General features: G+C 35.0%; 11 protein-coding genes. 8 read left to right on the forward strand and 3 right to left on the reverse strand.

Annotated elements, in window-relative coordinates; genetic code table 11:
• Positions 1-91 precede the first annotated feature (91 nt).
• The 8 genes from ICG50_RS01615 to ICG50_RS01650 are packed head-to-tail and all read left to right on the forward strand — an operon-like array spanning position 92 to position 9,256.
• The gene (locus ICG50_RS01615; RefSeq protein ID WP_222940123.1) at positions 92-1,333 is read left to right on the forward strand and encodes an oligosaccharide flippase family protein; all 1,242 of its coding nucleotides are present in this window, start codon (positions 92-94) and stop codon (positions 1,331-1,333) included.
• A 42-nt stretch (positions 1,334-1,375) separates the two neighbouring features.
• The gene (locus ICG50_RS01620) at positions 1,376-2,053 is read left to right on the forward strand and encodes an acyltransferase (protein ID WP_187659167.1); all 678 of its coding nucleotides are present in this window, start codon (positions 1,376-1,378) and stop codon (positions 2,051-2,053) included.
• Positions 2,053-3,279, forward strand: a complete 1,227-nt coding sequence (locus tag ICG50_RS01625; protein ID WP_187659168.1) for a hypothetical protein — start codon at positions 2,053-2,055, stop codon at positions 3,277-3,279. Before ICG50_RS01620 ends, ICG50_RS01625 begins: the two co-directional genes overlap by 1 nt.
• Complete coding sequence (locus tag ICG50_RS01630) at positions 3,276-4,439, forward strand: glycosyltransferase family 4 protein (RefSeq protein ID WP_187659169.1); 1,164 nt, start codon at positions 3,276-3,278, stop codon at positions 4,437-4,439. Before ICG50_RS01625 ends, ICG50_RS01630 begins: the two co-directional genes overlap by 4 nt.
• A gap of 50 nt (positions 4,440-4,489) precedes the next feature.
• Positions 4,490-5,605 (forward strand): DUF1972 domain-containing protein, encoded by a 1,116-nt coding sequence (locus ICG50_RS01635; RefSeq protein ID WP_187659170.1) that lies wholly within the window; start codon positions 4,490-4,492, stop codon positions 5,603-5,605.
• Positions 5,538-6,902, forward strand: a complete 1,365-nt coding sequence (locus ICG50_RS01640; protein WP_187659171.1) for an O-antigen ligase family protein — start codon at positions 5,538-5,540, stop codon at positions 6,900-6,902. The genes ICG50_RS01635 and ICG50_RS01640 overlap by 68 nt, the downstream gene beginning before the upstream one ends.
• The gene (locus ICG50_RS01645) at positions 6,899-7,882 is read left to right on the forward strand and encodes a UDP-glucuronic acid decarboxylase family protein (RefSeq protein WP_187659172.1); all 984 of its coding nucleotides are present in this window, start codon (positions 6,899-6,901) and stop codon (positions 7,880-7,882) included. Before ICG50_RS01640 ends, ICG50_RS01645 begins: the two co-directional genes overlap by 4 nt.
• A 6-nt stretch (positions 7,883-7,888) precedes the next feature.
• Positions 7,889-9,256, forward strand: a complete 1,368-nt coding sequence (locus tag ICG50_RS01650) for an undecaprenyl-phosphate glucose phosphotransferase (protein WP_187659173.1) — start codon at positions 7,889-7,891, stop codon at positions 9,254-9,256.
• Here ICG50_RS01650 and ICG50_RS01655 read toward each other — a convergent pair.
• The 3 genes from ICG50_RS01655 to ICG50_RS01665 are packed head-to-tail and all read right to left on the reverse strand — an operon-like array spanning position 9,253 to position 12,838.
• The gene (locus tag ICG50_RS01655) at positions 9,253-10,437 is read right to left on the reverse strand and encodes a glycosyltransferase family 4 protein (protein WP_187659174.1); all 1,185 of its coding nucleotides are present in this window, start codon (positions 10,435-10,437) and stop codon (positions 9,253-9,255) included. The genes ICG50_RS01650 and ICG50_RS01655 overlap by 4 nt on opposite strands.
• Complete coding sequence (wecB, locus tag ICG50_RS01660) at positions 10,437-11,522, reverse strand: non-hydrolyzing UDP-N-acetylglucosamine 2-epimerase (protein WP_187659175.1); 1,086 nt, start codon at positions 11,520-11,522, stop codon at positions 10,437-10,439. Before wecB ends, ICG50_RS01655 begins: the two co-directional genes overlap by 1 nt.
• Positions 11,519-12,838 (reverse strand): phenylacetate--CoA ligase family protein, encoded by a 1,320-nt coding sequence (locus ICG50_RS01665; RefSeq protein WP_187659176.1) that lies wholly within the window; start codon positions 12,836-12,838, stop codon positions 11,519-11,521. The genes wecB and ICG50_RS01665 overlap by 4 nt, the downstream gene beginning before the upstream one ends.
• Between the last annotated feature and the right edge of the window lie 19 nt (positions 12,839-12,857).

The following is a 12,857-nucleotide window of genomic DNA, read 5'->3' on the forward strand; positions in this document are numbered from 1 at the left end:
AATGCTACGAATGAATAGATTTGTAGCATTTTTTATTTGACTACATTTACATTTATTCAAGTAAAGAATGTTTAAAGGGAAAACGACAAATTTGCTTAAAAACAATAATCTCAAAAACCTAATTACCTACGGTTTTGGGCAAGGGTTTAACTTACTAACACCTTTATTGGTGATTCCCTATATCGTTGCCATTTGTGGTGAAGAAGGTTATGGCAAGATTGGAGTTGGAATGGCATTGGCCTTTTTCATCATGGTTTTTGTGGATTATGGTTCCGAAATTGTCGGGGTAAAACAAGTCGCGATTAATAGGGAAAACCATTCTGAATTAGAGCGTATTTTTGCCACCACTTATTTAGCGAAACTATTTTTGTTGTTGGTAATGTTGGTTTTATCCGCAATCTTATTTTGTGTTATCCCTTATTTCAGCGAAGAAAAAACACTTTTCTTTTTTAGTTTGGCCATGGTTGTTGGGCAATATATTAATCCAACGTGGTTTCTACAAGGCATCGAAAACTTCAAATGGATAACCATACTCAATATTTTGTCTAAGGTAATTTACTTAATCGGTGTTTTTCTCTTTATCAATAAAGCCGAAGATTATGTTTACAGCAATCTCATCTGGGGAATTGGAATGATTGTAGCCTATGGAATTACTTGGATTTATATCGTTTTCCAGCATTCTTTTTCTTTCTCAAACGTAAAGAAGGGCGAAGTAGTCAAAATGATTAAAGATAATTTTTCAATTTTTTCTTCCCAAATTTTTGTATCTCTTCAAATGTATTCTCCAATAGTTTTGATAAGTTTTTTTGGCGGAAATGCAATGGCAGGTCAATACAAAATCATCGACCAAATCATTGTAATTTTTAAAACTTATATTTTACTTTTCTTCAATTTTGTTTATCCAAGAGTGTGTTATTTGTTAGAAAAAAGTACCGAAGAAGCGCTCCGATTCTGGAAACTTTACAATGGCTTGAATTTACTTTTTATAACGGTATCCATGTTGATGATTATGCTATTCTCCGTGGAAATTGTTTCCTATTTTAATCCGAAAGAAATAACAACCATCAGTAATCTGCTCAAATTGGCCGTCCTTATTCCGATAGTGCAAGGCATCTCAATCCCATTAAAACAATTGGTTTTAGGCGCTAATAAGCAAAGAGAGTATGTTAAAGTTACCATGATTATTACTTTAATTAGTTTGTTAATAATAGGAGTAGTTACGCCAATCTACCATGTTTTAGGCGTACTTTTAGCCTTAATCGCAACCGAAATCATTACCTCATTCATTTTTTTCAAAACGATTAAAAAAAGCTTATTTCTTCGCACAAGTTAAAAACTATTGTATTTTTGAAACGTGTAGTAAAATTGTGCTTAGATGATTAAAAAACTATTTCAAAAAATGCTGGCCAACTCCGGAAAAAGGTATCAAATTGATGACCGAATTCCAACCCAATTGATTTATTCGACGCTATACCATCGAATGATTATGTTGATTAGAGGGTTTTTGAAAACCGGAAAAAAAGTTTTCATCGGCTGCAACACAAGAATCTTAAACTCAGGCAACATCGTTTTTGGCCAAAATGTTACTATAGGAAGCCATTGCGAAATTGACGGTTATGCTTCCGAAAAAATAGTTTTAGGCGATTGTGTCAAAATAGGATGCTATTCTAAATTACTTTCGACCAGTCATTTATCAAAATTTGGAAAAGGATTGGTCATGGGAAACAATTCGGCCATAGGCGATTTTACTCATTTTGGAGCACCCGGTGGCATTGAAATAGGAAACGATGTGATTATGGGCTCCTATATTTCTTTTCATTCTGAAAATCATAATTTTAACGATACCTCAAAACTAATCAGGGAACAAGGCGTTACTTCTAAAGGCATTAAGTTAGGGAATAACATTTGGGTTGGAGCCAAAGTGACCTTTTTAGATGGTTGCTCTGTCGGAAACAATTCTGTTGTTGCCGCCGGAGCAGTGGTAAACGGAGTTTATCCGGACAATGTTGTTATTGGTGGTATACCGGCCAAGGTAATCAAAACTTTAGCCTAATGAAAATAACCATTCCTAACAATTGGTTTCATCAATTTCTGTTTATACTTTGTATAGCAGTTCCTTATTTAGATAATTTTGAGTCAACTATATCTGTCTGGAGCTTGGCTTTTGTACTGACTATTCAGCAAAAATATTCGGTTTCTTTATTCAAATTAATTATCCCTTACGCTTTAATTTTACTCATTGCGATTATAGTTTCCTTTAATTACGATTATCAAAAATATTTAGTTATTAGGGACATAACCTACTTGTGTAAACCGATGATTGGGTTCTTTTTAGGATACCAGTTATGTGGTAGGAATTTTCAAAATGCATTTAGATTAATAGTAAAAACAGGTGTTTTTATTGCCATATGCCATATAATAATAATACTGAATGCCATTTTTATTTATGGAGCAAGAACGGTGTCCGACTTGAGATTTTATTCGGGTTACTTTAGTGATTATGAAATTTACACGTTTATTATTTTATTGTTTCACAAAGAGTTTCAGCTCGATTATTCTAAAAAGACATTACGGATACTCACTGTTATTGTTGGGTTTTCTGCATTTATGTATTTGGCCCGAACCAATTTTATCCAATTCGTCATACTTTTTCTCGCGGTTAAAGGGTATTTAGTACTTAATAAAAAAGCGATAATCATCATGGGCAGTATTATCATTACTGTGGTGGTTGGTTATTCTATAATAGTCTCTACCAATCCACGACGAGGCGCTGATGGACTTGAAGGGTTTCTATATAAAATAAAAGTGGCACCCATGGAGCCGTTTAAAACCAAAATCAATAGAGAAGACTATAAGGATTTTAATGACAATTATCGTTCTTATGAAAATATTCTAACCATACGTCAAGTAACGAGAGATGGAGCAACCACTACAATCTTTGGTAAGGGAATTGGTTCCCAAATTGATCTGAAACAACATGTTTGGCTGGGCGATATGCACCTAAGATTTATTTCTATTCTTCACAACGGATTCATGATTGTCTTTCTAAAATCTGGGTTACTGGGTATTGTTATGTATTTGTTTACCATCCTCTTTTTCTTTCGGAAATTTAAAACAGACAACCCAACAGTCAAGAGTATCAACCTGCTTTTTATAGGAACGGGCGTTTTCCTTTTGGTATCCAATTGGGTATTTTTAGGATTTTATAATTTAACAGAAACCAAATCAATTCTAATAGGATTCTTAATTGCCTATAGAGAGAAATTAAACAACCCATGAAAAGCATCCTTTTTATACACCAATCTGCCGAACTCTATGGTTCAGATAAGACCATATTAATGTTTATCTCAAGTTTGGATAAGCAACAATATAAGTCGGTGGTGATACTTCCTTTTGACGGACCATTAAAAAGAGAGTTTGAAAAAAACGGTATTGAAGTTGTCATTGCGCCGGTTTTGAAACTTTACCGGAAAATGTTTACTCCAAAAGGGATTTTAAATTTCTTCAAAGAATACCGAAACGGATTAAGACTATTGAACGAGCTTCACAAAAAACACCATTTCAATATCGTCTATTCACACACTTTGGCCGCATTGATAGGCATTATATTTGCCCGCAAAAACAACATTAAACACCTTTGGCATGTTCAGGAGATCATAGCAAAACCGGTAATTTTCAACAAAGGATTTGTCAAATTATTGTCGTTAGAATGCAATCATGTAGCGGTTTATGACTCCAAAACCACCATGGATTTTTGGATAAAAGGCAATGAAAAATTGGCCAAAAAATCACATGCAGTTTGTAATGGTTTAGATGTTACCCAAAAACAAAATGCGAGTCAAAATGAAATCGCTTCAATTAGGAAAGACTATTTCAAAGTTGGCGAAAACGAGTTGGTTATAGCGCTAGTCGGAAGAATTAACAGTTGGAAAGGCCAACAGTTATTACTGGAAGCATTCCACAAAATAGCCCACAAGTACGAAAACATTAAATTAGTTTTTATAGGTTCGGCACCACCAAACCAAGAAGTTTTCGAAATAGATTTAAAGAATAAGGTAACGGATTATGCCCTTACAGATAGGGTTGTGATTATTCCTTTTCAAGAAGAGATTTGGAAATTTTGGGATTCAATCGATATTGCCGTTGTTCCTTCGACAGAACCGGAACCTTTCGGAATGGTAGCCATTGAAGCCATGCTTTCCAAAAAACCCGTAATCGCTGCCAATCACGGTGGTTTGACCGAAATAGTATTGCCCAATGAAACGGGTCTGTTATTCGAGCCCAACAATGCCAATGCGTTAGCCAATGCGTTAGAAAGTATTATAGTCGATGCTGAAAAGAGACAGCTTTTTGGGGAAAAGGGTTATAATCGAACCTTAAATCATTTTTCATTGCAAAAACACGTTGAAAAATTCGAAGACATTTTTGAAAAAATTTAAATTTCGGCTGTTTAAATCCCTATTTTTGCTCCTTTAAAAGAATTTCCTGCATGAAAATAGCCATATTAGGAACTCGTGGTGTGCCCAATTATTACGGAGGTTTTGAGCAGTTTGCTGAATTTTTTTCGGTTTATTTGGTCGAACAAGGTCATGAGGTATATTGCTACAATTCCCACGATCATCCTTTTCAGGAAAAATCTTTTCACGGGGTGAATATCATCCACCAATATGATCCTGAACACAAAATGGGAACTTTTGGGCAGTTTATTTATGATTACAATTGTATCATGGATTCTCGAAAAAGGGATTTTGATATCATTTTGCAATTGGGTTATACCAGTAATTCCATTTGGTATTTTCTTTTACCCAAAAAATCAATAATCATAACCAACATGGACGGTTTAGAGTGGAAAAGAACCAAATATTCCAAACCGGTTCAGCAGTTTTTGCGATTTGCCGAAAGACTCGCCGCTAACAGCAGTGATTTTTTAGTCTCGGATTCCTTGGGCATCCAAAAATTCTTGAAACAGAAATATAAAAAAGAGTCAACTTACATTGCTTACGGCGCTTATCCTTTTACCAATCCTGACGAAACAATTCTAAAAGAATATGGTTTAGAAAAAGAGCAATACAATATGATTATGGCGCGATTTGAGCCGGAAAATAATTTGGATATGGTCTTGGAAGGCGTTGCCCTAAACGAAGACAAAACGCCTATTTTGGTTATTGGAAAACACCAAACTAAATATGGCGCCTACTTAAAAAACAAGTTTAAATCCCATACCAATATCAAATTCATTGGCGGCCTATACAATTTAGAACACTTGAACAACCTTCGCTACTTTTCAAATTTGTATTTTCACGGACATTCCGTTGGCGGAACCAATCCTTCATTGTTAGAAGCAATGGCCTCAAAAGCACTGGTAATTGCGCACCACAACGACTTTAATAAAGGGATTCTAAAAGAGAACAGCCACTATTTTTCTACTGCGAAAGAGGTGAAAAATATTCTGAATACTATCAAAAAAAATGATAACTTGCAATTAGTTCAAAACAATTTTGACGCCATTGTCAACGAATTTAATTGGGAGAAAATAAATGGGGAATACTTACAACTCTTTGAAGAATGTTTTGCAAAATCTGACAAAAGAAAGCAAAGAAAATAGTTCTTTTATTCCAACTCTTCTTGTCCTTGTTACCATTCCGCTGAGCTATGCCATCAATAATATAGCGATGGGTTTGTTTTTGCTCACCGTCATTTTTGCTTTTAGAAAAGCTAATTTTTCCGGCCAATTCTATTTGATTTTACCCATTGCCCTTTACCTTTTAATGGCCCTATCCTACTTTTGGTCTATTGATTCCAAAAGCACACTGTCGGCATTATCAAAAGAAATCCCATTGCTCATCATACCCATAGGATTTTTATTGAGTAAAGATTTTTCAACAGTTCAAAAGCAAAAAATAATTGCCTATTACAGCTACGCAATAGTTCTTCTGACGCTTTATTTCTTAGCACGAGCAGTGATTAGATATTGGTCACTAGAGGATTCCAGAGTGTTCTTTTACCATGGCGAAAACGATAATGATTTTGGTTTGGTTCCCAAATTATTAAACGCCATTCATGTATCTGTGTTTGTTGCTGTTGCCTTCTTCTATTTTTTTACCAAGGAGTTAAAATCCAAAACCGACATTCTTTTCTCCGTTTTGCTTTTTGGATTTGTATTGTTGCTTTCTTCCAAAAACATCATCTTGATTTTTATTCTCTTGGTCTTACTTCATGTTTTCTTTTTTTCAAAATCATCACACAAACTTCGCTTGCGAAATCTAATTGTTTTTGGGTTGATTATTGGACTGGTCTTTTCATTTGGCCGAATAAAAAGCAGGTTTCAGCACGAGTTTCAAACCCACTCGGATAAAAGTTTAAGTGCCAATGTAGTCGAAGGTGTTCCCGACGGTGTTCATTATGTAAGTCTGAAAGAAGCTTGGACCAAAGAAAAATTCACCCCTAATGATTATTTTCCGGGAACGGCATTCAGAGTTTATCAGTTCAGAATATTTACCGAGTTAATCAATGAAGACAAAGTAATTTTCACCGGTTTTGGTTTAAATGCATCCTATCCGAAAATTGAAGAAAAGGCCCAATATTACAATTTATTTTTAGGCGCAGAAGGTATTGAAGGCTACCAAAACAAAAACTTCCATAATCAGTACATTCAGATTTTCGCTGAAATAGGCATCTTCGGTTTTATATTATTGTTATTAATGCTCATCATTAACGTTAAAATCGCATACAAATCGAAAGATTTTATCCATTTTGCTTTCGCAATTCTAATGATAAGTTTATTTTTGACAGAATCATTTTTATGGAGACAAAGAGGTGTGGTATATTTTACAATGATGTATTGTCTTTTTAATTCCGGAATTGCCCTCAATAATTCCAAAGCAGCAAAAAAAAGTATATGAAAAGAATATTAATTACCGGAGCAGCAGGTTTTTTAGGTTCCCATCTTTGTGACAGATTTATAGCAGAAGGCTATTTTGTAATTGGAATGGATAATTTGATTACAGGAGATTTGAAAAACATTGAACACTTGTTTAAAGATAAAAATTTCGAGTTTTATCATCATGATGTAACCAAATTTGTTCACGTGCCCGGAAAAATCGACTACATTCTTCATTTTGCTTCACCGGCAAGCCCTATTGATTACCTAAAAATTCCAATTCAAACCTTGAAAGTAGGATCATTGGGAACGCACAATCTATTAGGTTTGGCCAGAGTGAAGAAAGCAAGAATTTTAATTGCTTCTACCTCAGAAGTATATGGTGATCCACTGGTTCATCCGCAAACAGAAGAATATTACGGAAACGTAAACACCATCGGTCCAAGAGGTGTTTATGATGAAGCCAAGCGTTTTCAAGAATCCATAACGATGGCTTACCACACTTTTCATGGAGTAGAAACCAGAATCGTCAGAATTTTTAATACTTACGGACCAAGAATGCGTCTTAATGACGGTCGTGTAATTCCCGCTTTTATCGGACAAGCTTTAAGAGGCGAAGATTTAACCATTTTTGGTGATGGAAGTCAAACGCGTTCCTTTTGTTATGTTACAGACCAAGTAGAAGGTATTTTCAGATTATTGCATTCCGATTATGTATATCCGGTAAATATTGGAAATCCGGATGAAATTACTATTAAAGATTTTGCGGATGAAATCATTAAACTCACCGGAACCAATCAAAAGGTGGTCTACCATCCATTACCGATAAACGATCCTTTACAACGCCAGCCTGATACCACAAAAGCCAAAGAGATTTTAGGTTGGGAAGCCAAAGTAAAACGAGATGAAGGAATGAAATTGACCTATGATTATTTCAAATCACTTTCGAATGAAGAACTTTTAAAAGAAGAGCACAAAGATTTTAAAGGATATATCCATTAGTATTTTATGGTTGCACAGCAAACAGGAAGATATTCAAAATATATTAGACCGATAAGTATTTTATTCGATCTGATGGTGGTAACATCATTAAGTTTGTATTTCTTTAGAGAATTGAAACTTAATATATATTACTATTTCTTGTACCAAACGTTTACTTGGTTTCTGATTGCTGTTATAGTAAAATATTACGAGGTTTTTAGGTTTACAACTCCGGTAGAGATTATCTCCAAATTGGTCAAACAATTCAGTCTGTTCTTGCTCGTAGTTATTGCTTTCTTTCCTTTTGCCAAAACGGCTATTTTCAGTGGGAAAGCTATTGCCATCTTTATCACTTTAAGTTTTGTTATTATACTAACATTTAAATATTTTCTGTTTTTTTACTTAAAGAAGTACAGAATTGTAACGGGAAGTAACTTTAGAAATGCTGTTATTATTGGCTATACACCGGAAGCAATTCGACTTAAAGAAGTATTTGAAAACAGAAAAGATTACGGTTACCGATTTTATGGTTTTTTTTCGGATAAGAAACAAAATCCGGAAATTTTAGGAAAAATCGATGAGCTGAAAATGTATACTATTGAAAATAAAATCGATGAAATTTATTGTTCCTTAAATGAAATTTCAAACGAAAAACTAAAAGAGTTAGTCGAATTTGCCGACGATAACAAAAAGGCCATCAAATTCATTCCCGACACCAAAGAAATATTTTCCAAAAATTTAAAAGTCGATTATTACGAATTATTCCCCGTACTTTCATTACAAAAAACACAACTGCACAATCCTTTAATCAAAGGTTTTAAGCGTGCATTTGACGTGGTATTTTCTTTGTGTGTGATTGTTTTTATCCTATCGTGGCTGATTCCAGTTTTGGCCATTTTAATCAAACTAGAATCAAAAGGCCCAGTGTTTTTTAAACAAGGAAGACCGGGATTGGATGAAGAAGAATTCTTCTGTTATAAATTTCGTTCCATGCAAGTCAATGGATTTACCGAAAAAGAAGCCTCTAAAAATGATCCAAGAGTTACCAGAATGGGTAAACTGATGAGAAAAACCAGTATGGACGAATTACCACAGTTTTTCAATGTATTATTAGGCGATATGTCAGTAGTTGGTCCAAGACCGCACTTATGGTCTCAGAACAAAGCCTACGCGAGTAAAATTAAAAAGTACATGGTTCGCCATTATGTAAAACCCGGAATTACCGGATTGGCACAAGTCAAAGGATTCAGAGGTGAAATTGAAACCGAAGAAGACATGGTGAACCGAATCAAATTGGATGTTTTTTACATTGAAAATTGGTCGATTATCATGGATTTAAAAATCATTTTCCAAACCGTAATAAACATCTTCAAAGGAGAAGAAAAGGCTTATTAGAAAACCTTTTTCGAAATCAAATCCTTGATTTGGTTGTCCAAATGAAAAGCGGTTTGGGCAGTATTAAAAATACGATTCTTCATTACATCCAAATCTCTTTTACCCAACTTAGAGATGGCAATCAGTTTTTGGTTTAAATCCTGAAAATCTTCCACTTTAGCAACCCAACCTAAATCATGTTCTTGTACAATGGTTTCTCCTTCGCCACCGCCAAAATAAAGGATGGGAAATCCTAACGAACCATATTCAAAAATTTTAGAAGGAACCGAACCGTAAATTCTGGTTTTTAAAGGTACAATGGCTATGTCAAAAGTTTTTAAAGTTTCATGCAACGCATTTCGTTCCATCATGCCGTGGAAGAATATTTTTGGTTCTTTTTGGTTTGAAATAAGCGATTCAATTTGATTTTTTTCAGCACCATCACCATACAGATGCAATTCGATGTTTAACTCTTTTAGTTCGATTTTTTCACACAGTTCCAATACGCCTTGAGCAACACCTAACAAGCCGGCATAAAATATTTTTAAGGGTTGATTTTCTGTGGTTTTCAAATCTATTTCATTTACTTGATGGTCGGGATAATTTCGATATAAAAAACACTCTTTTTCAGGGTAAATGGTTTTTATGTGGGTTATAATTTCATTCGATTGGCCCAAAATCAACGTAGCTTTTTTATAAATATAACGCTCAAAGTATAACGATATTTTATGGGAAAAAGAACCACTTTTCAATGCTTCGAGTTCAATGGCAGCCAAGGGCCACAAATCGGATACATTGAGAATTATTTTTTTATTTTTAAGCGAAAGCACTAAAACCGAAATAAAGGAAAGCAATAAAGGAGGCGATTGAACCACCACTTTTTTCGGCGTTTTTTTTAACAGTAAATAAAAGAACAAACTCATCGAAAAAGACAATATGGAAACGATTCTAACCAAAATATTTTTACTCACACTCGGAAAAATCCATAGCCTTTTTACGGTGATATTCTCCCGGTTTTCGGATACTGAGAATTTTCCTTTGTATTCCGGAAACAATTCGCCTTTCGGATAATTTCCCAACGGACAAACCACGGAAACGGTATAATTATTTTGATGTAATTTCAAGGCTAACTGCTCAATTCTGTTGGCAGCAGCGCCTTTTTCGGGCGGATAATAATTGGATATGATTAGAATTTCTTCCATTATTTTTTTAAAAGTATCTCGATAATTCGCTCTGAGGCGCATCCGTCCCATAGCTCCGGAATTCCAGCTTTTCTTGGTCCGTTAAGGAGAAATTCCGCATATACTTTTTCCAGATTTTCAATTGAAGTTCCCACCAAAGTATTGGTGCCGATAGTTTGCGTTTCCGGTCTTTCGGTATTGTTGCGCATGGTAAAACAAGGAATGTTTAAAACGGTAGTTTCTTCAGAAATTCCGCCTGAATCCGTTATCACCGCAAAACTGTTTTTAATTAGAAACATGAAATTCAAATAGCCTTGGGGTTCTACCAAAATTGTATTTTTCAGGTCCAATTTGTTTTCGCCCAAAATAGCTTTTGTACGCGGGTGAATGGGGAAAACTATTTTCTGGTCACCAACCATTTTATCAATACCTTGCAGTAAGGCAATCAACGATTTTTCTTCATCAACATTCGCGGGACGATGTAAAGTTAGGATGATATAATTGCCTTTAGCTAAACCAAAATTATCCCAAAATGTAGGAGCTAAAATTCTATTCAAATTTTGATATAAAGTGTCAATCATCACATTGCCGACAAAGTGAATATTGGAAACTTCGGCGCCATATTCAATTAAATTATCCGTTGCGGTTGTTGAAGTGGTGAAGAAATAATCGGTAATACTGTCCGTAACTATTCGGTTGATTTCCTCCGGCATGGTCATGTCTCCCGAGCGAATTCCGGCTTCAACATGTGCCACTTTTACGTTGCTTTTTTTGGCCACGATAGCACATGCCATGGTCGAATTGACATCGCCTACAACCAAAACCAAATCACACGGATTTTGGATTAATTCTTTTTCAAAGGCAATCATAATGGCCGCAGTTTGTTCGGCTTGTGAACCGCTTTTCACCTCCAAATTGGCATCCGGTTGCGGAATATTCAGTTCTTCAAAAAAGGTATCGCTGAGGTTTTTGTCATAGTGTTGACCGGTATGAACCAACCGATAGGAAATTTTTGATCCTTCGGTTTGCTTTTTCTCAATCGCTTTAATGAGGGGAGCGATTTTGATAAAATTGGGCCTGGCGCCTGCGATTATGGTGATTTTCATAAATTATTTACTATCGAAACAAACTGCTTTAATTTGCCGCTTTTGCTTCTTTCTAATTTTTCTTTTCGAGTGAATCTGAAAGTCAAACCACTTTCCAAATAGGTTGATATGGCTTTTTCTATTTTTTTTATTTGCGCCGATGTTAATTCGATTCGACTTACGTATTCAATATCAAAAGTATCGATTTTCGTTTGTTTAATGACAAATTCTTTTACATTTCCATCGTCTTCGATAATGCTTTTGGTTACGTAATAAAAAGTCAATCCCGGAGATTTTTTACCGCTTGGCAAAAGAGCTACGTCATTGGTTCTTCCGATTAACTTTTTCAGGATTGGTTTTCTGAAAGTACTTTTCTCGTCCAAAACACCAACATCGCCAATATCATATCGAATGAAAGGATGTGCTTTGTTGTATAGAGACGTAATTACAATACGGCCTTCTTTTCCATTCGGCAAAACAGTATCATTTTCGTCTACAATTTCTACCAATAAAGTTTCAGAATTCACCTGCCATTCGCCTTGAGGGTTTTGGAAAGCAATCAAGTCCAACTCAGAAGCGCCGTATTCATTCACAACAGAAACGCCAAATTGTTTTTCAAGTAAAAGCTTATCGTCATCAAATAACATTTCCGAAGTAACGATACAGCATTTTAAAGTGGGACAAACGGTTTTTAAAACGATGTTTTTTTGTTCCAAGAATTTGGCAAATAACACGATGGAACTCGTATAACCGTTTATATAATCGAAGCGCTTTTGTTTGAATTTTGAAAGAACGGTTTCCAAAACCTTATCCGATAAATCAAAAATAGGAAAACGATAACGATGGCCTAAAAAGTCTTTGAAACGCTCTTTTTTGTAGCCCAAAAAATCTAATGGAATGCCATAAAAACGGGCTTGTAAAGACGAATTGAAATCTATTCCAAACCAGCCAAAACGATTAAAAATATTGACCCAAGTCAAAGCGTGAGAGAATTTGTCTTTAGCAAAAACAAAAGGATCACCACTTGAACCGGAAGTTTTATTGACATAAACATTTTTGAGATTATAGCCATTGGAAAGTCTTTCTGCTAATGGTTTTTGAAAATCTCTTTTGGTCATTATCGGAAGTTTATGCCAGGCATCGGGGATGGTTTCTCCAACCAATTTTTTATAAGAAGCATTGTTTTTAAAGTGAAAAGCAACAATTTCATTTTTTCTTTTAATCACATAATCTTCGTATTCGGCTTGCGATAGGGATTGAATTTTTTCAAATTCCCGACGGGCATCCTTCATGGGATAGCCGTTGAGTTGAAGCGATAAGTCGAATATATGGAACATAAAAGCAAAAAAAAGGGCT

The sequence above is a fragment of the Flavobacterium buctense genome (assembly GCF_014486695.1).
In the GTDB taxonomy this organism is placed as follows: Bacteria; Bacteroidota; Bacteroidia; order Flavobacteriales; family Flavobacteriaceae; genus Flavobacterium; species Flavobacterium buctense.

Coding starts and splice junctions, on each gene's coding strand:
- ICG50_RS01620 (WP_187659167.1), top strand. CDS start 1,376: ATGATTAAAAAACTATTTCAAAAAATGCTGGCCAACTCCGGAAAAAGG.
- ICG50_RS01625 (WP_187659168.1), top strand. CDS start 2,053: ATGAAAATAACCATTCCTAACAATTGGTTTCATCAATTTCTGTTTATA.
- ICG50_RS01630 (WP_187659169.1), top strand. CDS start 3,276: ATGAAAAGCATCCTTTTTATACACCAATCTGCCGAACTCTATGGTTCA.
- ICG50_RS01635 (WP_187659170.1), top strand. CDS start 4,490: ATGAAAATAGCCATATTAGGAACTCGTGGTGTGCCCAATTATTACGGA.
- ICG50_RS01640 (WP_187659171.1), top strand. CDS start 5,538: ATGGGGAATACTTACAACTCTTTGAAGAATGTTTTGCAAAATCTGACA.
- ICG50_RS01645 (WP_187659172.1), top strand. CDS start 6,899: ATGAAAAGAATATTAATTACCGGAGCAGCAGGTTTTTTAGGTTCCCAT.
- ICG50_RS01650 (WP_187659173.1), top strand. CDS start 7,889: ATGGTTGCACAGCAAACAGGAAGATATTCAAAATATATTAGACCGATA.
- ICG50_RS01655 (WP_187659174.1), bottom strand. CDS start 10,437: ATGGAAGAAATTCTAATCATATCCAATTATTATCCGCCCGAAAAAGGC.
- wecB (WP_187659175.1), bottom strand. CDS start 11,522: ATGAAAATCACCATAATCGCAGGCGCCAGGCCCAATTTTATCAAAATC.
- ICG50_RS01665 (WP_187659176.1), bottom strand. CDS start 12,838: ATGTTCCATATATTCGACTTATCGCTTCAACTCAACGGCTATCCCATG.